The following is a 25,775-nucleotide window of genomic DNA, read 5'->3' as shown; positions in this document are numbered from 1 at the left end:
CCTGATGACGCTGGAACTGAAAGGCGTATCCAAGATCAAGGACGGACAAACCCATGTCCATCCCACGGATCTGACGCTGGAAAACGGCACGATGAACGTGCTTCTCGGGCCGACGCTGTCGGGAAAGACATCTTTGATGCGCCTGATGGCCGGGCTGGATGCGCCCGCGGCGGGTCAGATCCTGTGGAACGGAGAGGACGTCACCGGGCAACGCGTGCAGGATCGCAAGGTGGCCATGGTCTATCAGCAGTTCATCAACTACCCGTCGATGAGCGTCTACGACAACATCGCGTCGCCGATGAAGCTGCTGGGGATCGACAAGGCCGAGGTGGATCGCCGGGTGCGTGAAACCGCCGAGCTGATGCAACTGACGCCGATGCTGGACCGCAAGCCGCTGGAACTGTCCGGCGGGCAGCAGCAGCGCTGCGCATTGGCCCGCGCGCTGGTCAAGAACGCCGGCCTGGTGCTGCTGGACGAACCGCTGGCCAACCTGGACTACAAGCTGCGCGAGGAATTGCGCGTCGAGATTCCGAAGATATTCGAGGCCTCCGGCGCGATCTTCGTCTACGCGACCACCGAACCCGAAGAGGCGCTGCTGCTGGGCGGCAATACCGTCGCCCTTTGGGAAGGTCGCGTCACCCAGTTCGGTCCGACACCCGATGTCTATCGCCGGCCGGTGGATGCCACCACCGCGCGGGTGTTCAGCGATCCGCCCATGAACTTCCTGCAGATCTCGAAAACCGGCGACCGCATCATGTTCGGCGACGGCCAAAGCACGCCTGCCGCGGGCAAGCTGGGCGATCTGGCGGATGGCCGCTATACCGCAGGGTTCCGGCCCAACCATCTGGAAATCGGCCAGCATGTCGGCGACGCCATGGAATTCAAGACCACGCTGAACGTCACCGAGCTGACCGGGTCCGAGACCTTCATTCATCTCGATCATCACGGCGACCGCTGGGTCGGGCTGGTGCACGGCATTCACGACCTGCCGATCGGCGAGGCCCTGTCGGTCTGGCTGGATCCGCGTCACGTCTACATCTTCGGTGAAGATGGCAAGCTGGTTGCGCCCGCCGCCTATGCGCTGGCGGCCTGAGGGAGAAACAGATGGCCAAGATCACACTCGACAACCTCGCCCATTCCTACCTGCCGAACCCGACCAGCGAGGATGACTACGCGCTGAAAGAGCTGAACCACGACTGGGATGACGGCGCCGCCTATGCCCTGCTGGGATCGTCCGGGTGCGGCAAGTCCACGTTGCTGAACATCATTTCGGGGCTGTTGCATCCCTCGCAGGGGCGCATCCTGTTCGACGGCAAGGATGTGACCGCTGCGCCCACGGCGGAACGCAACATCGCGCAGGTTTTCCAGTTCCCGGTGGTCTATGACACCATGACGGTGCGCGACAACCTGGCCTTCCCGTTGCGCAACCGGGGCCGCGACGAGGCCTATGTGGCCGAGCGCGTGCAGGAAATCGCCCGCATGATCGGCATGGAGGACATGCTGAGCAAGAAGGCGCGTGGCCTGACGGCGGATGCCAAACAGAAGATCAGCCTGGGCCGTGGCATGGTGCGCAAGGACGTCAACGCGCTGCTGTTCGACGAACCGCTGACCGTCATCGACCCGCACATGAAGTGGGAATTGCGCACCCAGTTGAAAAAGCTGCACCACGATTTCGGTCACACGATGATCTATGTGACTCACGACCAGACCGAGGCACTGACCTTCGCCGACAAGGTGGTGGTCATGTACGACGGCCGCGTCGTGCAGATCGGCACACCGGATGAATTGTTCGAGCGCCCCGAGCACACCTTCGTGGGCTATTTCATCGGTTCGCCGGGGATGAATGTGATCCCGGTGCGGATCGACGGCAACAAGGCCTATCTGAACGGTGCCCATATGGATCTGGCGCAGGGTTACAAGCCGTTGTCAGGCAAGGTCGAGATCGGCGTGCGCCCGGAATTCGCGCGGCTGTCGCAGACCGAGGGCCTGCCGGTCAAGGTGCGCCGGGTCGAGGACGTGGGCCGCCACAAGATCATCCGGGCCGAGTTCTTTGGCACCGACATCAACATCATCGCCGGCGAGGACGATCACGTCAGCGCCGACATGAACCGCGTCAGCTTCGATGCGGCGCATGTGAACGTCTACGCCAACGACTGGCGCGTACAGGGAGAGGCCGGATGACACCGCCGCGCGACCAACCGGGTCGCGGCATCGGCCGGGCATCCGCTGTGACAGCGCGCCATGCGGCGCAATCGTCCGAGGAGGGGGCGAGCTAATGGAAAAGACAGTCAACCAAAAGGCATGGTTTCTGGTACTGCCGGTGCTGCTGCTGGTGGCCTTCTCGGCGGTGATCCCGCTGATGACCGTGGTCAACTATTCCGTGCAGGACACCTTCGGCAACAACCAGTTCTTCTGGGCCGGCCTGGAATGGTTCAAGGAAATGCTGGACTCCGAACGAATGTGGGATGCCTTGGGGCGTCAGCTGATGTTCTCGGGGATCATTCTGGCAATCGAGGTGCCGCTGGGCATCTTCGTGGCGCTCAACATGCCGAAATCTGGGTTCTGGGCCAGCTTCTGCCTGGTGGTGATGTCCCTGCCCCTGCTGATCCCGTGGAACGTGGTGGGTACCATCTGGCAGATCTTCGGACGTGTCGACATCGGCCTGCTGGGCTATGCGCTGGACGGCCTCGGTATCAACTACAACTACACGCAGGACACCGTTGCCGCCTGGATCACCGTGGTGGTCATGGACGTGTGGCACTGGACCTCGCTGGTGGCGCTGCTGGCCTATGCCGGGCTGAAGTCGATCCCGGATGCCTATTATCAGGCCGCCAAGATCGACCAGGCCTCGCGCTGGAAGGTGTTCCGCTACATCGAGCTGCCCAAGATCACCGGCGTGCTGATGATCGCGATCCTGCTGCGCTTCATGGACAGTTTCATGATCTACACCGAACCTTTCGTCGTCACCGGCGGTGGACCGGGCAACGCCACGACCCTGCTGTCGATCGACCTTGTGAAGATGGCGCTGGGACAATTCGACCTTGGACCTGCGGCGGCGTTCTCGCTGATGTATTTCCTTGTAATCCTTCTGGTCAGCTGGGTGTTCTACACCGTGATGACCACCCTTGAAAAGCGAGAGAGCTGAGACATGGCCGACATGACCGTCAACCAATCCAGCCCGCGCCGCCTGTCGCTGCCGAAGGTCAACAGCCGCGCCGTGGTAATGGGTCTTTACCTGCTGTTCCTGATGCTGCCGATCTACTGGCTGCTGAACATGAGCCTGAAGACCAACACCGAGATCCTGAACGAGTTCACCCTGATTCCGCGCAACCTGACCTTTGCCAATTACGCCACGATCCTGACCGATCCGGCGTGGTACATGGGCTATGTGAACTCGCTGATCTATGTGGTGATGAACACCGCCATCAGCCTGGCGGTGGCCCTGCCCGCGGCCTATGCGTTCAGCCGCTATTCCTTCATGGGCGACAAGCATCTGTTCTTCTGGCTGCTGACCAACCGGATGGCGCCGCCGGCGGTCTTCGCCCTGCCCTTCTTCCAACTCTACAGTTCGGTCGGCCTGTTCGACACGCATATCGCGGTGGCGCTGGCGCATTGCCTGTTCAACGTGCCGCTGGCGGTCTGGATCCTGGAAGGCTTCATGCGCGGTGTCCCGAAAGAGATCGACGAGACCGCCTATATCGACGGCTACAGCTTCGGGCGCTTCTTCGTGAAGATCTTCATGCCGCTGATCGCCAGCGGAATCGGGGTCGCGGCCTTCTTTTGCTTCATGTTCTCATGGGTGGAACTGCTGCTCAGCCGCACGCTGACCACCGTGGATGCCAAACCCATCGCCGCGATCATGACCCGAACGCAGGGCGCCGCCGGTATCGACTGGGGCGTGCTGGCCGCCGCCGGTGTGCTGACCATCGTTCCCGGCGCGCTGGTGATCTACTTTGTCCGCAACTACATCGCCAAGGGCTTTGCCCTGGGCCGCGTGTAAGACAGAAAAGGGAGGATTCACAATGGCATGGATGGCATGGACCTGGCCGACCGCGATCTTCTTCATGGTGATTGCATCGTTGCTGGTGACCTTTACGGTGCTTGCAATCAAGTTCCCGGAATCGCCCCGGACGGGCATTCTGCGGATCGAAACCACGCGGGGCGACCGGCTCTTCATCACTCTTCTGGGTTCGGCCTTCATCAATCTGGCCTGGCTCGGGATCGTCGGGGCGCATCAACCATACGCCCTGATCGTCTGCCTGATCTACGCCGCCGCGGTGTTCCGCTGGGTGTAGGGACAGGCCCCGTGGCCGGGGAAGGAGGAGACCCGGTCGCGCATAAGACATCCTCAACTATGGTTCAAACGGGAGGACTCACATGAACCTCAACCTCAAATCCACCACGGCAGCCTTGCTGGTGCTGGCGGGTCCGGCATTCGCCGACATGAACGCGGCGACCGCGTTTCTGGATGCGGAAATCGGCGATCAGTCGACGCTGTCGCGCGCCGAGCAGGAAGCCGAGATGCAGTTCTTCGTGGATGCGGCCAAGCCCTATGAAGGGATGGAAATCAAGGTCGTTTCCGAAACCATCGACACCCACAGCTATGAAAGCCAGGTTCTGGCCCCGGCCTTCACAGCCATCACCGGCATCAAGGTCACTCATGACCTGATCGGCGAGGGCGATGTGGTCGAAAAGCTGCAAACCCAGATGCAGTCGGGCGAGAACATCTATGATGCCTACGTCAACGACTCTGACCTGATTGGCACCCATTGGCGCTATCAGCAGGTGCGCAACCTGACAGACTGGATGGCGGGCGAAGGCGCGGATGTAACCAACCCTGGACTGGACCTGGATGATTTCATCGGCACCCAGTTCACCACCGCACCGGATGGCAAGCTGTACCAACTGCCTGACCAGCAGTTCGCCAACCTGTACTGGTTCCGCTATGACTGGTTCAACGACGAGAAGAACAAGGCCGATTTCAAGGAAGCCTTCGGCTATGATCTGGGCGTTCCGGTCAACTGGTCGGCCTATGAGGATATTGCCGAATTCTTCACTGGCCGCGACCTGTCGCACATGGGTATCGAAGGCGACGTCTATGGCAACATGGACTATGGCAAGAAAGATCCCTCGCTGGGCTGGCGCTATACCGACGCGTGGATGTCGATGGCCGGTATGGGCGACGTGGGCGAGCCGAACGGCCTGCCCGTGGACGAATGGGGTGTTCGCGTGAACGAGAACTCGCAGCCCACCGGGTCCTGCGTGGCGCGCGGCGGGGCAACCAATGCGCCGGCGGCGGTCTATGCGGTGACCAAAGCCATTGAATGGTTGCAGAAGTACTCGCCGCCCGCATCCATGGGGATGACCTTCTCCGAGGCGGGTCCGATCCCCGCGCAGGGCCAGATTGCCCAGCAGATGTTCATGTACACCACCTTCGTGCCGCCGCTGGTGGCCTCCGAGACGGTCATGAACGAAGACGGCACGCCGAAGTGGCGCCTGGCCCCTTCGCCGCATGGGGTCTATTGGAAGGATGGCCAGAAGGTCGGCTATCAGGACGTGGGTTCCTGGACGCTGATGAAATCGACCCCGGTCGATCGGGCGCAGGCGGCCTGGCTTTATGCCCAGTTCGTGACCTCGAAGACCGTGGACGTGAAGAAATCCCACGTCGGTCTGACTTTCATCCGCGAATCCACCGTGCAGCATGACAGCTTCACCGAACGTGCGGACAAGCTGGGCGGTCTGGTCGAGTTCTACCGCTCGCCCGCCCGCGTGGCCTGGTCGCCGACCGGCACCAACATCCCGGACTATCCGAAGCTGGCACAACTGTGGTGGCAGAACATCGGCGACGCCATGTCGGGGGCCAAGACCCCGCAGGAAGCGCTGGATGCGCTGTGCGCCGACCAGGAACGCGTGCTGGAGCGGCTTGAACGCGCCGGCATCCAGGGCGATATCGGTCCGAAGCTGAACGAAGAGCGTGACGCGGAATACTGGTTCTCCCAGCCCGGCGCGCCTTACGCCAAGCTGGAAAACGAGGACGAAGAGCCCCAGACCGTCAGCTATGACGAGCTGATCAATTCCTGGCAGTAACCTCCCCCCGGTCGGGGCTCCTCGGGGCCCCGACCATCTGCATGCAAGATCCAGAGGCGCCGCCTGAGCGCCCCGAATTCGCTTTGAGGAGAGGCGGTCATGTCCCACATTCTGGCCATCGATCAGGGCACCACATCGACCCGCGCGATCCTGTTCGATACGTCGCTGACGGCGGTTGCATCGGCGCAGGAAGAATTTGCCCAGCACTACCCGGCCTCGGGCTGGGTCGAACATGACGCGAACGATCTGTGGTCGACCACCGTGGACACCTGCCGCGCGGCCATCAAGACGGCCGGGATCGGCGCCGAGGGCATCGCCGCCATCGGCATCACCAACCAGCGCGAAACCACGCTGGTCTGGGATCGCAAGACCGGCAAACCCATTCACAACGCCATCGTCTGGCAAGACCGCCGCACTGCCGCCCAGTGCAAGACGCTGAAGGACGACGGGTTCGAAGCGGCGGTGACCACCCGCACCGGTCTGCTGCTGGATCCCTATTTCTCGGGCACCAAGCTGGCCTGGCTGCTGGACAACGTCGAAGGCGCCCGCGCCCGCGCCGAGGCCGGAGAGCTGATCTTCGGCACCGTCGACAGCTGGCTGGTCTGGAACCTGACCGGCGGCAAGGTGCATGTCACCGATGCCACCAATGCCGCCCGCACCATGCTGTACGACATTCGCAAGGGCCGCTGGTCGCAAACGATCTGCGACCGGCTGAACATCCCCATGTCGATGCTGCCCGAGGTGCGTGATTGCGCCGCCGATTTCGGCGAAACCCGCGCCGACCTGTTTGGCCGTCCGATCCCGATCTGCGGCATTGCCGGCGATCAGCAGGCCGCCACCGTCGGGCAGGCCTGTTTCAAACCCGGCATGCTGAAATCCACTTATGGCACCGGCTGTTTCGCGCTGCTGAACACCGGCGATACGCCGGTGACCTCGCAAAACCGGCTGCTGACGACCATCGCCTACCAGTTGGACGGCAAACCGACCTATGCGCTGGAAGGCTCGATTTTCATCGCGGGCGCGGTGGTGCAATGGCTGCGCGACGGGCTGAAGATCATCAACGACGCGCGCGAGACCCAGCCGCTGGCGCAAAGCGCCGATCCGGGACAGGACGTCATCCTGGTGCCCGCCTTCACGGGATTGGGCGCGCCCTATTGGCGGCCCGACTGCCGCGGTGCGATCTTCGGTCTGACGCGGAATTCGGGGCCCGCCGAATTCGCCCGCGCCGCACTGGAAAGCGTCGGCTACCAGACCCGCGACCTGTTGGAGGCGATGCATGCCGACATGGGCGGTGCCGGGGATGCCATCCTGCGTGTCGATGGCGGCATGAGCGCCTCGGACTGGACGATGCAGTTTCTGGCCGACATCCTGGGCGCCCGCGTCGACCGGCCGAAAGTGCTGGAAACCACCGCCATGGGCGCGGCCTGGCTGGCCGGGCAACGCGCGGGCATCTATCCTACACAGGCCGAATTCGCGGCTCAATGGGCGTTGGAGCGCAGTTTCGAACCGGCCATGCCCGATGATACCCGCGAGGCCAAATACGCCGCCTGGCGTCGCGCCGTCGACGCAACGACGCGGGCCTGAAACATGGCGGATTTCGCGCTGACCGCCCCGGACCGCACAATCTTTGGCCGCGGATGCCGGGACCAGACGGTTGCCGAAGTGGGCGCGCTGGGGGCCCGCGTGCTTGTGGTGCGCGGTCGATCCGTGGCCTGGGTGAGCGAGTTGGAAACCGCCCTCGCCACCGCCGGGATCGCGGTCGAAAGCTTGCTGTCACAGGGTGAGCCGAGCCTGCCCGAAGTTCGGCAGGGGGTCGAGACGGCGCGCAACTTCGGGGCCGATTGCATCCTGGCCGTTGGCGGCGGCGCGGTCATCGACCTGGGCAAGGCCATATCGGGCCTGTGTCCCAGTGACGGGGATCCGGCCGACTTCCTGGAACTTGGCAATGCCAGGCCGCGCCACCTGTCCGATCCATTGCCCTTCGTCGCGCTGCCCACCACCGCCGGCACCGGGGCGGAGGCCACGCGCAACGCGGTCATCGGCGTGCCGGACCGGCAGATGAAGATCAGCCTGCGCGATCCGCGCCTGTTACCGGATCTGGCCATCGTCGACCCGGCCCTGACCGATGGTGCGCCCTCGGCGCTGACCATGGCCACCGGACTGGATGCGATTACCCAGTTGATCGAAAGCTACCTGTGCATCCGCGCCAATCCGGTGACCGATGCCCTGTGCAGCGCCACCATTCCCGACGCGATGCGGGCCCTGTGCCGACTGGCCAAGGCGGAAGATCCCGCCGCGCGGGACACCATGGCGCGGGCCAGTCATCTCAGCGGTCTTGCGCTGGCCAACTCGGGGCTGGGCGTGGTGCATGGTCTGGCCTCGGTCATCGGTGGCCGGGGCGGGGCGCATGGTGCCATCTGCGGGCGCTTGCTGGCCGCAGCCCTGACCGTGAACGCGCAAAAAGCGCGGCAGCTGGACATGTCGATGCAGCGGTTCGAGGCGGTTGAACGCTGGCTTGCAGAGGCGCTTGGCGCGAACCCCGGTCAAGGCATCGTGGCGTTGCAAGCCTTCGTGACTGCGCAACGGGTGCCGACCCTGGCGCAGCTTCACGTGCCCGAGGCGGATTTCTATGCGGTTGCCGAACAGGCGCTGACCGCCTCCTCCACCAAGGGCAACCCGGTGCCGCTTTCGGCGCAGGACATCACCGACATTCTGGCCCAGGCGGCACGGGGCTGAGATCTCCGGCGGGCGGCCTGCGACCCTAGTCTTGCCGCAGAAACGCGCCCAGCCCGTCGCCGTCCAGATGCTCGACCCACATGTTTGCAGCCGCGCCCGTTGCATCGATCTGGAACGTCACCTGCGAGATTGATCCCGTCGGCTGGTTCTCGGTATCGGGGGTGACCACGAAGCTGTCACCATCCCAGTGCTGCAAGGCCAGCGTCTGCTTGTCCGGGCCAAGCGCCAGTTCCAGCCCGTCTGGCCCGGCCGACACTTCGGCAGGTCCGAAATAGGCGCTGTGGTAGGTGCCCAGATAGGCCGGGTCAGGCTGGGCGGGGGCCGGGTCGGTCGGGGGGGTCGCCCCAACAAGCTGCCCCACCGGTGCGGACAGCGGCGCCATCAGGCGGCTGTAGCCTGCCAGCCAGTCGCGGGTTTCAAGGCCAAGCTCCACCCGGTCCAGAAAGGCCGCCGCAAGGGCCTCGGGCGCTCCCGTCGGCGGGGCGTTGGTCAGAACGACAATGCCCAGCCCCAGATCGGGCAGCATCGAGATGCTGGTCGACGCTCCCAGGGCGAAAGCGCCGGAATGGCTCAGCTCGACCCGGCCCGACGGCCGGACACCGACGTTGAACCCGTAGCCATAGGCGCCGCTGCGGGCCGAAACCTGCATCGGCAGGCCTGGGATCATTTGCGGTGACAACGCCGGGCGCAAGGCCTCGGGCGCGATCACCGGGGTGCCGTCCAATGTGCCATTGCCCAGCACCATCGCCATCCAACGGGCCATGTCGTGCACGCTGGAACTGACCCCGCCCGCCGGGCTTTGCGCGTCAGGCTGGCGGCGGTCCGCGATCACATAAGTGTCGCCGTTCGGAACATGGCTGGACGCGCGATTGTCGCGCGCCATGAAATCGACGTGGCGCGAACTGGTCGCGGTCATGCCCAGCGGCTGATAGATCGTCTGTTCGGACAGGCTGGCCCAATCCGTTCCCGCCGCGCTGGCCACGGCCTCGGCAGCGGCGGTGAGGCCGAAATTGGTATAGGCATAGTCCAGGCGGAAACGCCCCTTGGGCAGAAGGGCAAGGCGGTCCAGCACCGCGCGGCGGTCAAAGCCCAGATCCTCCAGATCGTCGCCCGCATGATCCGGCAGACCGGAACGGTGCGCATAGAGATCGCCGATGGTGACATGTTCGCTGATCCACGGATCGCCCAGATCGAACCACGGCAGATAGCTGCGCACCGGATCGTCCCATGACACCCGGCCCGCCGCAACTTGGGTGGCCACCACCGTGGCACCGACAGGTTTCGACACTGACGCCAGCAGGAACACGGTGTCCGCATCAACCAGCGCCGGATCGCCCACCGCCCGCAGGCCGAAACCGCGCGCATAGACGGTTTGCCCACCGTGGACCACCGCGACGGCCAGACCGGGCACGCCAGAGCGATCAAGGATCGACTGGCCAAGCTCATCCAGCGCGGAAATCGCCGCGTCGATCCGCGTTTCAGGCACGGGCAGAAGCATGGTCAACGGCGGGGCGGGCATCGGGTCTGGCAGGGCGATCCGGGGCAGGTCTGCATCGGCCTGAGCGGTGCCGGGAAGCGACAGAAACAGCGCGGCGCACAGACAGGCGGACAGGGTGCCAAGGCGCAGGCGCGTCTTACGTGCAAAGTCTGGAATGGTCCGGGCAGACGACATGACATCTCTCTCCGCTATGCCAGACCGATGGGCAGAATGCGCCCGAGCCTCGCGTGGGTTTGCAATGTCCTCAAGGTCTCTGGAAAACGGATCAATTTCAAGTTGTATGGCCGTATGTGGGGGCCGCGCGGCCCACCGTGCATTCCGGCCTGCGCTGGGGCGCATGTGGTACGCCCTGCCCCGGCCGATGTCAGGAACACCGGGCAGGGTTCATGGCAGGTCCCAGACCCGGATGATCTCTCCGCCCGTGCGCATCTGGTCCAGATCGGCGCTTGTGGGAAGGCTGTCGGCATCGGGCAAGGCTGGCACCGCACCCACCGTGCGGCCGGCATAGACCCAGGCCCCGAGCGACCAGGTGCCGGGGGCCAGATCGCAGGTCAGTTGCGGCACCCAGGTGCGCGGGGCGATCAGGTTGGTATTGGCGTCCGGCGCAATGACCCGACCCGCCCGTGCAACGGGGGTGTCGATCGGTGCCGCCACATCGACGATGGTGGTCGTATCTGTGGCATTGGTCATTCGGGCATAGGCACCGGGGCCTTCGGCGCGAACGTCCGGTTGCAGGTCCGGTCCGGGGATTGCATCGCTTTTGCGTATCGCAAAACCGCCCTCGACCGTCTGTACCCCGCGCTTGGTGCGAATGCTGTGCAGGCGCAGATGCCAGGGCGCATGGGCCAGCAGCCAGGTTTCGACCTCCACCTCGGGCATGGGCGACCATGCCGAGTAAAGCCAGCCGTTCCCGATCCGCGCCATGGTTTCCCCGCTGCGCGGCGCTGAATATTCGCCGGTTTCGGAAAATGTCAGCATGTTGTCGGAAGGCGCATTGGCAAAGCCGCGCGCTTCGAAGTCCACGCTGAAGCCATAGCGGGTGGAATAGGCGAACTTGTTGTACTTCTCGGCCGAGCGGCCAAGGGCCGGCGGGTGCTGGCCGCCGCACAGAACCGTCACATCGCCCAGATGTTCGAATTTGACCATCCCCGGTTCCGGCAGGGTGACAACCTGATCACGCGCTAAGGGGGCGGCTTCTTCGGCGGCCCAGAACGGATGGGTTTCCGGCAGTGCCAGCGGCGCGAAGGCCTTCATCGCCCAATAGGGCGAGCCGGGCGAATTGTAGCGTTCGGCCATGTGCAACTGCGGATAGCCGTACCCGATGGTCATCACCCCGCGCGTGTCGGTGAACGGCTTGTCCGACCACCAGCGCAGATTGCGCGCCCAGTACCCGCGGATCTCGCCCCAGGGCAGAGCCTCTTCCCCGGCCATCGCCAGCGTGCCCCAGAATCCGGCATGGGCGAAGCGGTAGGTCAGCGATCGGCCATAGGGCAGCGCCGCGCCATCGGCGGCGAACCAATGGGCAACCTGCGGCGCGAAAGTGCGGGCGCGGTCGCGGAATCGGTCACGGCGCGCGGCGTCGGCTTCGGGGCCGTATTGCGCGTAGATCAGGCCGTAGAAATGCATGGCAAAGGGAATGTAGTGATCCGCCTGCCGTTTGCCGCCGTCACGGTACCAGCCGTTGCCCATGTCCCAGCTTTCCAGCCGATCGAGATCGGCCTCGATGATCGACAGGTCATGCGCGACCCCGACGCGGGTCAGGCCCAACGAGACCAGCACGTGAAAGAAGTGCCAGTTGTTGGCCGCTGGCCTGTGTTGCAGAGAATTCAACAGCCAGTCGCCGAGGCAATCGCGCCCACGCTGCGTCATGCCATCCCAGAATACCTCGGGCGCCAGCGCCAGCGCATAGCCGATGGCAGCACTTTCCACCATGCGTTGATCGAAGTCGGTCACCGGCCCCCAGTATTCCGGATGCTCGGGGTCCGCGCCGTATTGCAGGCCTTCGACGAACATCTCGATGCCGTCAAAGGTTCCGCCCCCGGCCAGCAGCGGCGCCAACCCCCAGAACGGGCGCACCAGCCCCTCCAGATGGGCGGCGGCATCGTGGAAATGGGCCGAGGTATCGCCCAGTTTCACCCGCGCACGACCGGGCGAAAACCCGACCTTCAATGGTGCGATCAGATCCACCACCGCCCGCTGCGCATCGGCGCGGGTCGCAAAGGGATTCCCGGTGATCGGGGTTTCGGTCAGAAGCACGTTGGACATGGGATTGAGGCCTTTCATCAGGCCACCAGATGCCGTTTGCGCGGATCAGGGATCGGCACGGCGGAAATCAGGCGCTGTGTATAGGGGTCTTGCGGGGCGTCGCAGATCTGGACGGCGGTGCCGGTTTCGACCACCCGGCCCTTGTGCATCACGGCAACCCGGTCACAGAAATAGCGCACGACGCCGATGTCATGGGCGATGAACAGGATCGACAGATCCAGTTCGCTGCGCAGATCCAGCAGCAGATCAAGGATCTGCGCCCGGATCGATCCGTCCAGCGCGCTTGTCGCCTCGTCGGCGATGATGACGCGCGGGTCCAGCGCGATAGCCCGGGCAATGCCGATCCGCTGCCGCTGACCGCCGGAAAAGGCGTGCGGATAGCGCTCCATCGCGCTGGCGGGAAGGCCGACGCGCTCCAGCAGTTCGCCCACCCGGTCACGCAGGGCGGCGCCCTTCAGCAGACCGTTGACCAGCAGCGGCTCGCCGATGATCTGTTGCACGGTCATGCGCGGGTTGAGCGAGCCATAGGGATCCTGGAAGATCATCCGCATCTCGCGGTAGACCTGCCCGTCGCGGAACGTGGCGGGATCGTTCAGATCCTTGGCCACGCCGTCGCGCGTATGATAGATCGCCTCGCCGAACTGCGGCTGGAAGCGGCCCATCAGCACCCGCGCCAGCGTTGTCTTGCCCGACCCGGATTCGCCGACGATGCCAAGGATTTCCCCGCGCCGCAGTTCGACCGACACCTCGTCCAGGGCCTGCACGCCGCTGCCGGGCTTCCTGAGCAGTTTTTTCTTCGACGGAAATGCCAGCGACAGATTGTGGGTTTCGATCAGGATCTCGTCAGAGGAGGCCGCGCCGCGACCGTGCGCGGCTTCGTCCAATCCCATCGAGGCCTTCAGCAGCTTCTTGGTGTAGGCGTGCACGGGGGCATGAAACACCTGATCCACCGCGCCGGTTTCCACCACCGAGCCGTGCAGCATGACCACGACCTGATCGGCAATCTCGGCCACCACACCCATATCGTGTGTGATGAACATCACCGCCATGCCGTGGCTTTCCTGCAAGCCTTTCAGCAGCTTCAGGATCTCGGCCTGGGTCGTCACGTCCAGTGCCGTGGTCGGCTCGTCGGCGATCAGGATGTCCGGTTCACAGCCAAGCGCCATGGCGATCATCGCCCGCTGCCGCATGCCGCCGGAATACTCGAACGGATAGCGGTCGATGGCGTCTTCGGGGTTCTTGATCTGCACGGCCCGCAGCGCCTTGATCGCGCGATCTCGGGCGGTGGCGGTGTCCACGTCCTGATGCAGCATGATCCCCTCGATGATCTGCTCGCCGATGGTGTGCACCGGGCTGAGCGAGGACATCGGCTCCTGGAAGATCATGGCGATCCGGGCACCGCGCACGGCGCGGATCTCGGCCCCGTCCGGGTTCAGGCCCGACAGTTCGATCCGCTGGCCGGCCTCGACATCCACAAGGTTGATCGCGCCCGCTTTGATGACGGCGGGTTCGACGATGTTTAAAACCGCCCGTGCCGTCACCGATTTGCCCGATCCGGATTCACCCACGAAACAGGTGGTCTGGCCCAGATTCAGGTCGAAGCTGACGTTCGAGATGGCCGTGGTTTCGCCCTTTCGGCCGGGGAAGGCGACGCTGAGGCCGCGCACTTCCAGAACCGTCTTGCCGGTCTGTGCAGTCATGGCTGTGTCCTCACTTGGCATAGGGATCTGCGGCGTCGCGAAGCCCGTCGCCGATGAAGTTCATCGCCAGCACGGCGATCACGATGGCCGCGCCCGGCAGCAGCAGCCAGGGGGCGGTGGCCAGCGTCCGGATGTTCTGCGCCTCTTGCAGCAGCACGCCCCAGGAAATCACCGGTGCTTGCAACCCCAGCCCAAGGAAGGACAGCGCCGTTTCCGCAAGGATCATGGCGGGCACCGCCAAGGATGCTGCGGTGATGATGTGGCTGGTGAAGGCCGGCACCATGTGGCGGACGATGACCCGCAGGTGCGAGCAGCCGTCATAGCGGGCCGCGGCCACGTAGTCTTCGCCGTTCAGCGCCAGAAACCGGCCCCGCACCACCCGCGCCAGTTCGGTCCAGCCAAGGAACGACAGGATCAGGGTGATGGCGAAATACGTCTGCAGCGGTGACCAGTCCGACGGCATCGCGGCGGCCAGGCCCATCCACAGCGGGATGGTGGGCAAAGAGCGCAGGAATTCGATGGCGCGCTGTGTCACGGCGTCGAACCAGCCGCCGAAATACCCGGCCGCCCCGCCGATGATGACGCCCAGAACAAGGCTCATGATCACCCCGACCAGGCCGACCGACAGCGAGATTTGGGTGCCATAGACCAGCCGCGAGAACATGTCCCGGCCCAGACGGTCGGCACCGAACAGATAGAAGGGATCGCGCGACCGTTCGGGTCCGATCAGGTGGATGTCGGTCGGGATCAGGCCGAACAGCTTGTACTCCCAGCTGCGCTTGAAGAACGTCAGGTAGATTTTCTTGTCTTCGTCGATGACGAAGGTGCGGCGCAGGGCCTCGGGCTCGATCTCGACGGTGTAGCCATAGACATGGGGGCGGAAGGCCCAGCCCTCGTCTGTCTTGTCGATGAAATGCAGCGCCTGCGGCGGCGCATAGGTGTAACGCGCCTTGACGTTGCCGGGATCGTTGGGGGCCACGAAGCCCGCGAAGATCGCGACGAACACAAAAAGGGACAGGATCCAGAGGCTGACGACCGCCAGCCGATGCTTGGAAAAACGACGGCGGATCAGCTGCCATTGGCTTTCGGTGCCGTGGGTAAGGTCGATGCGGGGATCGATTTCGCCCACGGCAAGCTCGGGGGTGTCCCGGACCTGGCCGATGCGGGCGTCAGGAGAGTTTGCGGGGGTTGTGAGGGTCATCAGGTGGCTCCCACCATGCCAAGCCGGATGCGCGGATCGATCCAGGCCAGCAGAAGATCGGATATCAGGGTGCCGACCAGTGTCAGCAGCCCCATGAACATGATGAGCGCCCCGGCAAGGTACATGTCCTGGCTGAGCAGGGCGCGCAGAAGGATGGGCGACAGGGTCGGCAGGTTCAGCACGATGGCGGTCACGAAAGACGACGAGATCACCGTGGGCAGCACCCAGCCGATCGTCGACACCAGCGGGTTCATCGCCACGCGCACCGGATAGCGCCAGATCAGACGACGCTTGGTCAGCCCCTTGGCGCGGGCGGTCAGGACATAGGGTTTGTTCAGCTCATCCAGCAGGTTGGCGCGCAGCACCCGGACCAACTGTGCGGCCCCGGCAGTGGAAATTACCAGGATCGGCGCCCAGACGTGGCTGGCGAAATCAAGGAAACGGTCCACGGACCAGCGGGCGTTCATGTATTCGGCCGAGAACAGGCCGGTGATGGTCACGCCGAACCAGTTGTAGCAGACATACATCAGGACCAGCGCGAACAGGAAGTTGGGGATCGCCAGTCCAAGGAAGCCGAGGATCGTGGCGATGTAGTCGCCCACCGAATACTGGTTCACGGCGGAATAGATGCCGATCGGGATCGACACGGCCCACATGACGATGACGGCGGTCAGTTCCACGGCCAGCGAGATGCCGATCCGCTGCGAGAAGATCTCGGACACCGGGCGCTGCATTTCGAAGCTGTAGCCGAAATCGCCGCGCAGGATGTCCGACAGCCAGGCCGCGTATTGAACCAGGACCGGGGAATCCAGCTTGTAGCGGTCGCGCAGCGCAATGATCGTTTCCTGATCGACGCTTTCGCCGGCTGCCGAAAGGCTCGCGATGTAGGAGGTGACGAAGTCTCCCGGTGGCAATTGGATCACGACGAAGACGACCACGGACAATGCCAGAAGCGTCAGGATCATGGTCACCAGTCTGCGGGCCAGATAATTCAACATGCTCTTTCCCCCGAGTATTGCATGTGGGTGGTCCGGGCACCGCCAGCGGCCGCGCCCGGAAGAGACTTACTTCTTGTAGTAGAGCTGCGACGTTTCCATCGGGCCGGGCTGCGGGTAGACCCAAGTATAGACCTGACGCTCCGGCACGTTGCCCAGCTTGTTGTTGGCCACGATGTAGCCATCCGCCGGAAGGACCGTGCCCATCACGTAGAACTGGTCAGCCGCGATATCGAGGATTTCGCCGAAGATCCTCTTCTGCTCTTCCTTGTCCGGCGAAGCGATCAGCTCGATGTAAAGATCCATCTGTTTCTGAACATCAGCCGGCGGGGCCTCGGCAAGGGTGCTGCCGTTCTTCATGAAGTACTGCGCCCATTTCTCGGCATAGGCGGACTCCAGGTTGAACGGGAAGTAGAACCGCGGGTCGAGCAGCGCGTCGCTCATGCCGCCGTCGCCCCACCAGATGTGCATGTCGTGGCTGTTGTTCTGGATCCGTTCATAGACCAGGCTGCGTTCGGCGTTGCGGGCATCCAGATCGATGCCGATCTCTTTCCACTGCTCGACCACAAGCTGCGCGATGTCGTTGAACTCGGTCTGGTCCGAGGGCGAGAACAGCTGGATGCGGATCGGTTCGCCGTCAAAGCCCAGACGGATGCCGTCGCCGTTGCGCTCGGTCAGGCCAAGCCCGTCGAGCAGGTCGTTGGCGGTGTCCGGATCATACTCGGTGAACTGCTTGGCCAGGGTTTCGTTGTAGAACTGCGACGAGGGGCGCGGCGCGGCCTGGTATGGCTCGCCTTGACCTGCAAAGACCACGTCGATGATCTCTTCGCGATCCATCGCCATCGACAGCGCCGCGCGGAAGTCCTTTTCGTTGTAGAGCTTGCGCTTCTCGGGATCTTCATGGGTCAGGTTGAGCTGGAAGATCGCGTGGTTCATCCGGGCGTCGGTTGTGGGCTTGAGCGTATAGCCGCCCTGTTCCTGACCATCGTAGATCACCGGCTTGTTGGTGACGGTGGCGAAATGCCGGTTCGAGAAATCGATCTCGCCGTTGACGACCTTCAGAACGATGTCCTCGACGTTCTCGGTCTGCACCATCTGCACCTTGTCGATATAGGGCAGCTGCTGGCCGTCGGTGTCGACCTTGAAGAAATAGGGGTTGCGTTCCCATTCGATCAGCTGGTTCAGCCCGTCATAGGGCGTGACCTGCCGCCAGGCGAACAGCAGCGGGCGGTCTTCGTCAACGAAGTTGAAAAAGCAGCTTTGCTCCATCGCTTGCGACCAGCTTTCAAATCCCGCGGCCTTGGCGATGTCGTTCGCATCGGCGGTCACATCCGGGAAATACTTGCCGCAATAATGCTTGGCGGCATTGACGATGAACTGCCCTTCGACCGAGGCCAGACGTTCCAGAAGCAGGCCGTTGGGGTCCGATAGGGTGATCTTGAAGGTTTGCGGATCGATGACTTCGCCGGTGATCTTGTCCCATTCGAAGCCATTTGCCTTGCGGCCGCCGTAGGCCGGGCTTTTCATCACGTTCAGGGCAAACAGAAGATCTTCGGCGGTGAAGGGTTCTCCGTCCGACCATTTGTGGCCTTCGCGCAGGTGGAAGGTGAATTCGGTGGCGTCCTCGTTGACCTCGAAGTTCTCGGCCACGTTCGGGACGACCTTGGTCCATTCGAAATCATAGGCCACCAGCGGCTGATAGCCTATCGTGCGGCGGATCCAGCCGGTGTCATAGGTGCCCTTCAAGGCCGACCGCCAGACACCGCCGTAGGTGCCCACCGAGTCCAGCGGGGTGACAACATAGGGGTTGGCCGGCAGACGCGCGGCCACTGGGGCCAGATCGCCGGCATCGACGGCGGCCTTCAGATCGGGCGCCTGGGTGTAGTCCTGCGCCAGCGCCGGACCGGCCAGGGCCAGCAAGGCTGCCAGCGATACGGCCATTGGGTTGCGTTTGAACATTATGGTTTCCTCCCTTGATTGGTTCGCGGTCAGTCCGTGGACAGACCGCACAGCGTTTTCAGGTTGTGCATGTCGTCGAGGTACTGGCCGATCTCGTCGTCGCGGACGAATTCAAGAAAGGCCGTGCGCGGATGCGGCCAGCGCGGCGCGGGTGTCCAGGCATCGAACAGGACGCGCCAGTCCGGCAGGCCTTCGGCCAGCGGACGCCGCTTCTGTCCACCATCGGTCATGATCCAGTGGAACACGTGCAGATCGCCCAGATGCGGCGAGAGCATGTCGAGTTCTTCCAGCCAGCGCGCCAGACCGCGCCCCGGAACCGGCTGCCAGTAGCTGTAAAGATTGTCCTCGGCGGCGGCGTTCAGCAGCGCCAGGGCATCCTCGGCCTCTTCGGTCAGGGTGCGGCGGTGGTATTCGACGCTGACGGTGATGTTGTCCTGGGCCGCGCTGCGGGCGAAATGCGCAAGGTCGGCAGCGGCGGTGTCGAAGGCCTGTGCTCCGGCATCGGCACGCTTTGCGTCACCGGCCCACACCCGGATATTTCTGGCGCAAAGTGCGCGGGCGGACGCCAGCACTTTGGCAAACTCCGCGCGGGCACCCGGCATCCCGGCCCGGACATAAGACCCATAGGAGGCCGGCAGGATGCCCTTGGTGTCACACAGCGTTTGCACCTGCGCGGCAAAGTCCGGATCCCCCGGCGGGACATGCTTGTCGCCGCCCCATTCGATGACTTGCACGCCGGTGGTGGCGGCCAGATCGATCAGCGCCGGGACGTCGAGCGCCCGAAATGTGACAGAGCACAGGCCGGGGTGGATCATGCCACGCGCTCCCAATCCGAGATCGCGACTTCGTTTTGCATGGGCTGGCCGTTTGAGAAGCGCTCGATATCGTCCAGCACCTGTTCGGTCATGTCGCAGACCTCGCAGCCGAAAGAGCCCGCAATATGGGGTGTGATCGTGACATTCCGCATGTCCCACAGGGGAGAGTCGTCGTTCAGCGGTTCGGGTTCGGTCACGTCCAGTACGGCGAACAGGCGACCGTCGGCCATGGCCGTCTCAAGCGCGGCGGTATCGATGATCTTGCCGCGCGCCGTGTTGATCAGAAGCGCGCCATCCCGCATCAGTGCAAATTCGCGGGCGCCGAAACTGCCTTCGGTCGTGGGCAGCAGCGGCTGGTGCAGGCTGACCACGTCGCTGCGCATCAGCAGATCGGTCATCGAGACCTTTTCGGCCCCCATGGCGGCAGCGGCTTCGGCGCTGACAAACGGATCGTGCAGCAGGACCGACACGCGGTGACGGCGCAGTTCCGCAGTCACACGACGGCCGATGCGCGAGGCTCCGACGATGCCGACCGTACGGCCGGAATTGCCCACCGGACCGGCAAGCTGGATGTCCCGCGTGGCGATATGCGACCGCTCTGCCTGATAGACCCTGCGCCATTCGGAAACGCGCTTCAGGTGCAGCAGGATGTGGGCAAGGGTGAATTCGGCAACGGGGCGGGCGTTGGCGTCGGCGGCGCTGAGCACCACCAGTCCCGTGCCGGCCACCTGTTGCGTCAGTACCCCTTTCACCGTTCCCGCCAGATGGGCGATCATCTTCAGGTTCGGCATCCTGCGGCGCAGGTCGGCATCGACAGTCTGGGAACGCCAGCCGGTCACCAGGATTTCCACCTGCGGCAGCAGCCCGGCAACCGCGTTGCAGCGCAGATCGGCCACAGGTTCGGGGTGCAAAAGGTTGGTCAGGGACGCAAGCCGGTCGGTGTTGCGGGTACGGCAACTGGCCGGGAAATGGATGTCGAACTGCGGCCTTGCCAGTTGGATCAGAGAGGAAAGGCGCATTCAGGTCTCCTTGCAGCGTCAGTGCGACTGCAAAGAACCTTGCACAGATTGCGTTATATCGCAAGTTTTTCCGTGATCATGCAAATTACTTGCGTAACTTGTGGACTGGCGTTTATATCACTGTTTTAAATTGCTTAATTCACATCCAGAACGGTGTCCCGCTGCTTCAGGATAACTTGCGTGAGGGTTTGTTGCGCCGGACGGTCCGGTTCAAGGCTGCGCAAGGCCAACAGACGAATCGCTTCCGTGCCAAGAAACTCCCAGTCCACGGCAAGGGTGCTGAGCAGCGGTGACGACAGTTCGGCCACGGGCAGCCCGTTGAATCCCAGCAGCGAGACATCGCGCGGCACATCAATCCCGCGCAGGCGCAGCGCCTGCAGGGCGGTCAGCGCCACATTGTCGGCCGAACAGAACACCGCGGAAAAGGGAAACTGCCCGTCTTTCAGCAGTTCCCTAAGCGCGGTGCCTGCGTCGATTTCGGTGACGTTTCCCAGTTCGACATAGTCGTATTCAATGCCGCCAACACCTGCATTTTCGATCCCGTTACGAAACCCCTCGGTGCGGGCGCGCAGGGTTCCGCGACGCTTTGTGCCAAAATGAAGAATGCGCCGATGACCCATGCCCACAAGGTGCCGCGCGGCCAACCGACCGCCGTAGAAATTGTTGGGGGCGACCTGATCGTGGATCATGTCTGGATCCAGACCATTGACGAACACCGTCGCAAGCCCCTTGTTTTTAAGCTTCTTTGACAGGCTTGCGGATGGATCCACCCCGGCGAAAAGAATGCCCGTATCCGCCCGATCGAGGAATTGATCGGGGATTTCGCCGTCTTCACTTTGCAGCGCCAGTTCAACCGGCAGCCCGATCCGTTGTGCGGCCTTCTGGATGCCGGTCATCACGAAATGATAGATCGATCCGGATCCGCTGTTGATGTCCACCTGGTTGAGAAACAGCAAGGCGCGCTTCAGGCCGTGGCCTTGCGCCGGTGGCTGCGTATGGTGCACGTGCGGCAGCGGGGTGCCAAGGTCCGCTGCGGCCTGCAGAACCTTCTTCGTTGTAGTCGGGCTGATCCCCGGTGCCCCCGACAGCACCCGCGACACGGTGGATATCGAAACCCCCACGACGCGCGCGATGTCTTCCTGCCTGACCTTGTGTTGTCTCAAGATGCCTCTCCCGCCGATGGTGACGAAGCGGGCAAAAACGCAATTGCCCTCCCCCCTTTTCGACCGGGGGGGAGGGCAACGCAAGTTTTTTGCACATTCTTGCGCGATTTTGAGGGAGCGCCGTGGCCCCGAAGGTCGGTCTAGATCACCGGCAAGGCCGCGATCATGGCCCGCAGAACCTCATCGGCGGGCTTGGTCCACCAGTTGTTGGCCGAGAAGATCTCGACCTCGACAAGACCATCAAAGCCCTGCGCCTCGACCATCTGGCGGAGGGCGGGAATGTCGATCACACCTTCGCCCATCATGCCGCGATCGGTCAGCATGTCCTGCGTCGGGTTCATCCAGTCGCAGACGTGGAAGGCCAGCAGGCGGTCCTTGCCGGCGCGGGCGATCTGGTCTGCCACGTCTGGATCCCACCAGATGTGATAGACATCCAGCGCCACGCCGATGCCGTCGCCAAGCTGGTCGCAGATGTCCAGCGCCTGCTTGGTGGTGTTCACGCAGGCCCGGTCGGCGGCATACATCGGGTGCAGCGGCTCGATCCCGACCTTCACCCCGGCGGTGCGGGCATACTCCAGCGTCTTGCCCAGACCTTCGGTGACGATCTCGCGCGCTCCGACGATGTCTTTCGAGCCTTCGGGCAGCCCACCCACCACCATGACAAGGCAGTCCGCGCCGATGGCGGCGGCCTCGTCCACGGCGCGCTTGTTGTCGTCGATGACGGCCTGGGTCAGCGCCCCCTCGGCGGTGTACCAACCACCCCGGCACAGGCCCGAGACGCCCAGCCCGGCGTCGCGGATCAACTTTGCGGCGTGATCGACACCGCATTCCTGCAGCCTGTCGCGCCACGGAGAGATGCCGCCGATGCCATGCCGGGCGCAGCCGTCGACGCATTCGGCCAGATCCCATTGTTTCGACACCGTGGCGGTGTTGAGCGACAAGTCCCGCGCGGTGAGCGTTCTCATACCGACACCCCCCGCGCCTGGAACACCGGCTTGGCGCGTCGCGCAACCTCTTCAGGATCGGTGAATAGCTGCGCGGCATTGGCCAGCCGGATGGCTTCTGCCAGATGCAGGGTCGAGCGGGCGCTTTCCTGCCCGGCGACCATGGTGAAGTGGTCCTGATGGCCCATCAGATAGGCCAGAAATACCACACCGGTCTTGTAGAACCGCGTCGGCGCCTTGAAAATATGGCGGCTGAGCGGCACCGTCGGATCGAAGGCGGCGCGATAGGCGGCGCGGTCGCCCTCGGCCAGCGAGGTCAGCGCCCGGCAGGCCGCCCCGGCGATGGGATCGAAGATGCCCAGCAGGGCATGGGAAAAGCCCTGGTCGTCGCCCTCGATCAGATCGGGATAGTTGAAGTCGTCGCCGGTATACATGACCACGCCTTCGGGCAGGCGGCGGCGCATGGCGATTTCCTTTTCCGCCGACAGCAGCGAGATCTTGATGCCATCCACCTTGTCGGCGTTGTCGGCGATCACCGACAGGCAGGTGTCCATCGCCGCCATGTGATCGGCATCGCCCCAGTATCCGGCCAGGGCCGGGTCGAACATCTCGCCCAGCCAGTGCAGGATCGCCGGTTGCTTCAGCCCCGACAGGACACGGCCATAGACGCGGGCATAATCGTCGGGCGATTTCGCGGCTTTCACCAGCGCGCGGCTGGCCATCAGGATGACGCGGCTGCCGGTGGCTTCGACCGCTTCGCACTGCATTTCATAGGCCGCGATCACATCGTCGATGGTCACATCCGGGCCGGGGACCAGATGATCGGTGCCGGCGCCACTGGCAATCAGCGCGCCATCGGGCGCGACCTCCATGCTGCGGCGGATCAGGTCCAGCGAGGTCGGCCAGTCAAGCCCCATGCCGCGCTGCGCGGTGTCCATTGCCTCGGCCACGCCCAGGCCCAGCGACCACAGGTGATGGCGGAAGGCCAGGGTGCGGTCCCAGTCGACCGAGACGCCCTCGCCCGGGTCCAGATCGGCCAACGGATCGGCCACCACATGCGCGGCGGCATAGGCAGTACGGGTCCAGTTGCCGCCCGGCGCGGGCACCGGTCCGGCAGAAAGTGTCACCGTATCGGTGCCGCCGCCTGCCGTGGGAAGGATCAGGTTTGCCATGTGTCAGCCCCCCTCAGATATCCAGAGCCGGCACGTCCAGCCAGCGGCGTTCCTGCGAGCTCTTGTAACCCAGCTCGGCCAGTTGCACGCCCTTGGCGCCTTCGACCAGAGTATAGGACCACGGCGCGTCTTCGACCACGTGCAGCAGGAACTGTTCCCATTGCACCTTGAAGCCGTTGTCGAACACCTTGTTGTCGGGCACTTCGACCCAGTCTTCAAAAAAGTTCATGGTCTGCTTCTGGTCGGGGTTCCAGACCGGCTTGGGCGTGTTGACCCGCGCCTGCGAATAGCAGGTGTGCAGACCGGCCACCGCACTGCCGTGGGTGCCGTCGATGTGGAAGGTCACCAGATCGTCGCGACGGACACGGGTGCACCACGAGCTGTTGATATGGGCGATGATGTCGCCTTCCAGCTCGAACGTGGCATAGGCGGCGTCATCTGCGGTGGCGTCATAGCGTTCGCCGTTTTCGTCCCAACGTTCGGGGATATGGGTGACGGCATTGCAGGACACGGCCTTGACCGGCGCGACAACGTTGTCGAGCACATAGCGCCAGTGGCACAGCATGTCGGACACCATGCCGCCGCCGTCCTGCTTGCGATAGTTCCACGACGGACGCTGTGCTTCCATCCAGTCGCCTTCGAAGACCCAGTAGCCGAATTCGCCGCGCACGCTGAGGATCTTGCCGAAAAACCCGCTGTCGCGTAGGCGCTTGAGCTTGGCGAGGCCGGGCAGGTCCAGCTTGTCATGCACGATGCCGTTCTTGACGCCTTTGGCCTTGGCGTGCTTGGCGATGGCAATGGCTTCGTCCAGACCTTCCGAGACCGGCTTTTCGGAATAGACATGTTTGCCGGCGTCGATGGCCTTGCGCAGCAGTCCGGGGCGCATCTGGGTGCTGGCGGCATCGAAAAAGATGGTGTCATCGGGATTGGCCAGCGCCGCGTCGATATCGGTGGTATACCGCGTGACCCCGTGCTTTTTCGCAAGCTCGGCAATCTTCTTCTCGTTGCGGCCGACAATGATCACGTCCGGAACCAGCAGATCCCCGTTCTTCAGGCGCACGCCACCTTGATCGCGGATCGCCAGAACCGAGCGGATCAGGTGCTGGTTCATCCCCATCCGGCCGGTGACGCCATGCATGATGATGCCGATACGTTGTGTGGTCATGTCGTTTCCATCCTTCGCTTTGGAATTCGTGTCTCGGCACCGGCTTGCCAGCCTGGTGCGGATTGTGGTGCTGTCCTATCGGCGCGCAAGCGGCCTGTGGGCTTCGGCAGGACCAGAGGTCAGGGTGGGGAGGCCCCCGCCCGAAAATGCGATGTCCGTCATGCAATCTCCTCCAATCTACCACTCGGTAGCCCTTAAACTACCAACTAGTAGGTTAATGAATCCAAGTCAAGTCAGAATGACTTCGGCTGCGTTGTTTCAAGGGGTTCAGGGGGCTGTGACGATGGCGCAAATCGGTCCGTGTACACACACGCAGCTCTGCCCCGCGCGCGAACAACACGCGGGGTTGACGATTGGGCAGAAAGTGCACGGCCTGCGTTAAACCGCAGGGGGCACGGCGGTTTTCAGATAGCCCAGGATCATGTCGGCGGCTTGATCCGCATGGCGTTTCAGCCAGGCCTCGCCGATGGGCGCGCGGAACACCACCGTCAGCGTGTGCATGTTCGAAATTGGAAACCAGCAGACCGAGGCGATGAAAATATACAGATCGACCGGCGGAATGGCGCGGTGGAACATGCCGTTCTCCTGCCCGCGTTTCAGTATCTCCTCGACGCGGCGCAACAGGACCGACTGAATCTCGGCCAGGTCATCCAGACCGCGAATGGTCTCGCCGCCCATCAGGTTCTCGGTGTTCAGCATCCGGATGAACCACGGGTTGTTCCAGAAGTGGTTCATGGTGAAATGCACCAGCGCGCGGATCGCCTCTTCGGGGTCGAGCGTGTCCAGCTCCAGCGTCATCTCGCCTTGCCGGATCTGGATATAGGCTTCACGCAAGGCGGCGGCATAGACCGCGTTCTTGTCGCCGAAATAGTCGTAGATCATCGGCTTGCTGACCCCGGCGCGTTCGGCGATCCGATCGACGCGCGCGCCGGAATGGCCGACCTCGCTGAATTCCTCCAGCGCGGCATGCAGGATGGCGGCCCGGGTCAATTCGGGGTTGCGCTTGCGATCCTTGCGGATCGGAGAAACTCGCTTGGCCATATACCCTCGCCGTCG

General features: G+C 63.6%; 21 protein-coding genes. 8 read left to right on the top strand and 13 right to left on the bottom strand.

Annotation, left to right across the window (positions count from 1 at the left end):
- The first annotated feature begins 4 nt into the window (after positions 1–4).
- The 8 genes from H8B03_RS08830 to H8B03_RS08795 all read left to right on the top strand — a co-directional run bounded on the left by H8B03_RS08830 (position 5) and on the right by H8B03_RS08795 (position 8,823).
- Positions 5–1,093, top strand: a complete 1,089-nt coding sequence (locus H8B03_RS08830) for an ABC transporter ATP-binding protein (RefSeq protein ID WP_193141377.1) — start codon at positions 5–7, stop codon at positions 1,091–1,093.
- An 11-nt stretch (positions 1,094–1,104) separates the two neighbouring features.
- Entirely contained in the window at positions 1,105–2,181 is a 1,077-nt protein-coding gene (locus tag H8B03_RS08825) for an ABC transporter ATP-binding protein (protein WP_193141376.1), read from the top strand.
- A gap of 94 nt (positions 2,182–2,275) precedes the next feature.
- Positions 2,276–3,145 carry a carbohydrate ABC transporter permease gene (locus H8B03_RS08820; protein WP_193141375.1) on the top strand — a complete coding sequence of 290 codons (870 nt, stop codon included), beginning with the start codon at positions 2,276–2,278 and terminating at the stop codon, positions 3,143–3,145.
- A 12-nt stretch (positions 3,146–3,157) separates the two neighbouring features.
- Complete coding sequence (locus H8B03_RS08815) at positions 3,158–4,000, top strand: carbohydrate ABC transporter permease (RefSeq protein ID WP_394355459.1); 843 nt, start codon at positions 3,158–3,160, stop codon at positions 3,998–4,000.
- A 22-nt stretch (positions 4,001–4,022) separates the two neighbouring features.
- Positions 4,023–4,295 carry a DUF2160 domain-containing protein gene (locus tag H8B03_RS08810; RefSeq protein WP_193141373.1) on the top strand — a complete coding sequence of 91 codons (273 nt, stop codon included), beginning with the start codon at positions 4,023–4,025 and terminating at the stop codon, positions 4,293–4,295.
- An 82-nt stretch (positions 4,296–4,377) separates the two neighbouring features.
- Positions 4,378–6,087, top strand: coding sequence for an ABC transporter substrate-binding protein (locus H8B03_RS08805; protein WP_193141372.1), 1,710 nt, complete (start codon positions 4,378–4,380; stop codon positions 6,085–6,087).
- Positions 6,088–6,186: 99 nt separating this feature from the next.
- Positions 6,187–7,671, top strand: coding sequence for a glycerol kinase GlpK (gene glpK, locus H8B03_RS08800; RefSeq protein WP_193141371.1), 1,485 nt, complete (start codon positions 6,187–6,189; stop codon positions 7,669–7,671).
- A gap of 3 nt (positions 7,672–7,674) precedes the next feature.
- Positions 7,675–8,823: an iron-containing alcohol dehydrogenase gene (locus H8B03_RS08795; RefSeq protein ID WP_193141370.1), complete on the top strand. Its 1,149-nt coding sequence runs from the start codon at positions 7,675–7,677 to the stop codon at positions 8,821–8,823.
- 25 nt (positions 8,824–8,848) lie between these two features.
- Here the strand turns inward: H8B03_RS08795 and H8B03_RS08790 are convergent, their stop codons facing one another.
- The 13 genes from H8B03_RS08790 to H8B03_RS08730 form a co-directional block, all read right to left on the bottom strand.
- Complete coding sequence (locus H8B03_RS08790; RefSeq protein ID WP_193141369.1) at positions 8,849–10,495, bottom strand: serine hydrolase; 1,647 nt, start codon at positions 10,493–10,495, stop codon at positions 8,849–8,851.
- 210 nt (positions 10,496–10,705) lie between these two features.
- The gene (locus H8B03_RS08785) at positions 10,706–12,586 is read right to left on the bottom strand and encodes a DUF2264 domain-containing protein (RefSeq protein WP_193141368.1); all 1,881 of its coding nucleotides are present in this window, start codon (positions 12,584–12,586) and stop codon (positions 10,706–10,708) included.
- Positions 12,587–12,603: 17 nt separating this feature from the next.
- Positions 12,604–14,286 (bottom strand): ABC transporter ATP-binding protein, encoded by a 1,683-nt coding sequence (locus tag H8B03_RS08780; RefSeq protein WP_193141367.1) that lies wholly within the window; start codon positions 14,284–14,286, stop codon positions 12,604–12,606.
- A 10-nt stretch (positions 14,287–14,296) separates the two neighbouring features.
- Positions 14,297–15,487 (bottom strand): ABC transporter permease, encoded by a 1,191-nt coding sequence (locus tag H8B03_RS08775; RefSeq protein ID WP_193141366.1) that lies wholly within the window; start codon positions 15,485–15,487, stop codon positions 14,297–14,299.
- Positions 15,487–16,485 carry an ABC transporter permease gene (locus tag H8B03_RS08770; protein WP_193141365.1) on the bottom strand — a complete coding sequence of 333 codons (999 nt, stop codon included), beginning with the start codon at positions 16,483–16,485 and terminating at the stop codon, positions 15,487–15,489. The genes H8B03_RS08775 and H8B03_RS08770 overlap by 1 nt, the downstream gene beginning before the upstream one ends.
- 66 nt (positions 16,486–16,551) lie before the next feature.
- Positions 16,552–18,441, bottom strand: a complete 1,890-nt coding sequence (locus tag H8B03_RS08765) for an ABC transporter substrate-binding protein (RefSeq protein WP_193141364.1) — start codon at positions 18,439–18,441, stop codon at positions 16,552–16,554.
- Positions 18,442–18,470: 29 nt separating this feature from the next.
- On the bottom strand, positions 18,471–19,256 hold the full coding sequence (locus tag H8B03_RS08760; RefSeq protein ID WP_193141363.1) for a TIM barrel protein: 786 nt from the start codon (positions 19,254–19,256) through the stop codon (positions 18,471–18,473).
- Positions 19,253–20,275: a hydroxyacid dehydrogenase gene (locus H8B03_RS08755; RefSeq protein ID WP_193141362.1), complete on the bottom strand. Its 1,023-nt coding sequence runs from the start codon at positions 20,273–20,275 to the stop codon at positions 19,253–19,255. Before H8B03_RS08755 ends, H8B03_RS08760 begins: the two co-directional genes overlap by 4 nt.
- A gap of 134 nt (positions 20,276–20,409) precedes the next feature.
- Positions 20,410–21,438 (bottom strand): LacI family DNA-binding transcriptional regulator, encoded by a 1,029-nt coding sequence (locus H8B03_RS08750; protein ID WP_193141361.1) that lies wholly within the window; start codon positions 21,436–21,438, stop codon positions 20,410–20,412.
- Between the two features lie 140 nt (positions 21,439–21,578).
- Positions 21,579–22,403 (bottom strand): sugar phosphate isomerase/epimerase, encoded by an 825-nt coding sequence (locus tag H8B03_RS08745; RefSeq protein WP_193141360.1) that lies wholly within the window; start codon positions 22,401–22,403, stop codon positions 21,579–21,581.
- Positions 22,400–23,554 carry a dihydrodipicolinate synthase family protein gene (locus H8B03_RS08740; RefSeq protein WP_193141359.1) on the bottom strand — a complete coding sequence of 385 codons (1,155 nt, stop codon included), beginning with the start codon at positions 23,552–23,554 and terminating at the stop codon, positions 22,400–22,402. Before H8B03_RS08740 ends, H8B03_RS08745 begins: the two co-directional genes overlap by 4 nt.
- A gap of 13 nt (positions 23,555–23,567) precedes the next feature.
- On the bottom strand, positions 23,568–24,719 hold the full coding sequence (locus H8B03_RS08735) for a Gfo/Idh/MocA family protein (protein ID WP_193141358.1): 1,152 nt from the start codon (positions 24,717–24,719) through the stop codon (positions 23,568–23,570).
- 378 nt (positions 24,720–25,097) lie between these two features.
- A complete protein-coding gene (locus H8B03_RS08730) occupies positions 25,098–25,760 on the bottom strand; it encodes a TetR/AcrR family transcriptional regulator (protein ID WP_193141357.1) in 663 nt (220 codons plus the stop codon).
- Between the last annotated feature and the right edge of the window lie 15 nt (positions 25,761–25,775).

Source organism: Meridianimarinicoccus sp. MJW13 (genome assembly GCF_014901205.1).
GTDB lineage: Bacteria > Pseudomonadota > Alphaproteobacteria > Rhodobacterales > Rhodobacteraceae > Meridianimarinicoccus.
Note: the sequence above shows the minus strand (reverse complement) of the source record. Positions and strands in the feature narration are given on the sequence as shown.

Excerpts from the sequence above, each read along its gene's own strand:
- H8B03_RS08830 (WP_193141377.1), top strand. The coding sequence starts at position 5 with ATGACGCTGGAACTGAAAGGCGTATCCAAGATCAAGGACGGACAAACC.
- H8B03_RS08825 (WP_193141376.1), top strand. The coding sequence starts at position 1,105 with ATGGCCAAGATCACACTCGACAACCTCGCCCATTCCTACCTGCCGAAC.
- H8B03_RS08820 (WP_193141375.1), top strand. The coding sequence starts at position 2,276 with ATGGAAAAGACAGTCAACCAAAAGGCATGGTTTCTGGTACTGCCGGTG.
- H8B03_RS08815 (WP_394355459.1), top strand. The coding sequence starts at position 3,158 with ATGACCGTCAACCAATCCAGCCCGCGCCGCCTGTCGCTGCCGAAGGTC.
- H8B03_RS08810 (WP_193141373.1), top strand. The coding sequence starts at position 4,023 with ATGGCATGGATGGCATGGACCTGGCCGACCGCGATCTTCTTCATGGTG.
- H8B03_RS08805 (WP_193141372.1), top strand. The coding sequence starts at position 4,378 with ATGAACCTCAACCTCAAATCCACCACGGCAGCCTTGCTGGTGCTGGCG.
- glpK (WP_193141371.1), top strand. The coding sequence starts at position 6,187 with ATGTCCCACATTCTGGCCATCGATCAGGGCACCACATCGACCCGCGCG.
- H8B03_RS08795 (WP_193141370.1), top strand. The coding sequence starts at position 7,675 with ATGGCGGATTTCGCGCTGACCGCCCCGGACCGCACAATCTTTGGCCGC.
- H8B03_RS08790 (WP_193141369.1), bottom strand. The coding sequence starts at position 10,495 with ATGTCGTCTGCCCGGACCATTCCAGACTTTGCACGTAAGACGCGCCTG.
- H8B03_RS08785 (WP_193141368.1), bottom strand. The coding sequence starts at position 12,586 with ATGTCCAACGTGCTTCTGACCGAAACCCCGATCACCGGGAATCCCTTT.
- H8B03_RS08780 (WP_193141367.1), bottom strand. The coding sequence starts at position 14,286 with ATGACTGCACAGACCGGCAAGACGGTTCTGGAAGTGCGCGGCCTCAGC.
- H8B03_RS08775 (WP_193141366.1), bottom strand. The coding sequence starts at position 15,487 with ATGACCCTCACAACCCCCGCAAACTCTCCTGACGCCCGCATCGGCCAG.
- H8B03_RS08770 (WP_193141365.1), bottom strand. The coding sequence starts at position 16,485 with ATGTTGAATTATCTGGCCCGCAGACTGGTGACCATGATCCTGACGCTT.
- H8B03_RS08765 (WP_193141364.1), bottom strand. The coding sequence starts at position 18,441 with ATGTTCAAACGCAACCCAATGGCCGTATCGCTGGCAGCCTTGCTGGCC.
- H8B03_RS08760 (WP_193141363.1), bottom strand. The coding sequence starts at position 19,256 with ATGATCCACCCCGGCCTGTGCTCTGTCACATTTCGGGCGCTCGACGTC.
- H8B03_RS08755 (WP_193141362.1), bottom strand. The coding sequence starts at position 20,275 with ATGCGCCTTTCCTCTCTGATCCAACTGGCAAGGCCGCAGTTCGACATC.
- H8B03_RS08745 (WP_193141360.1), bottom strand. The coding sequence starts at position 22,403 with ATGAGAACGCTCACCGCGCGGGACTTGTCGCTCAACACCGCCACGGTG.
- H8B03_RS08740 (WP_193141359.1), bottom strand. The coding sequence starts at position 23,554 with ATGGCAAACCTGATCCTTCCCACGGCAGGCGGCGGCACCGATACGGTG.
- H8B03_RS08735 (WP_193141358.1), bottom strand. The coding sequence starts at position 24,719 with ATGACCACACAACGTATCGGCATCATCATGCATGGCGTCACCGGCCGG.
- H8B03_RS08730 (WP_193141357.1), bottom strand. The coding sequence starts at position 25,760 with ATGGCCAAGCGAGTTTCTCCGATCCGCAAGGATCGCAAGCGCAACCCC.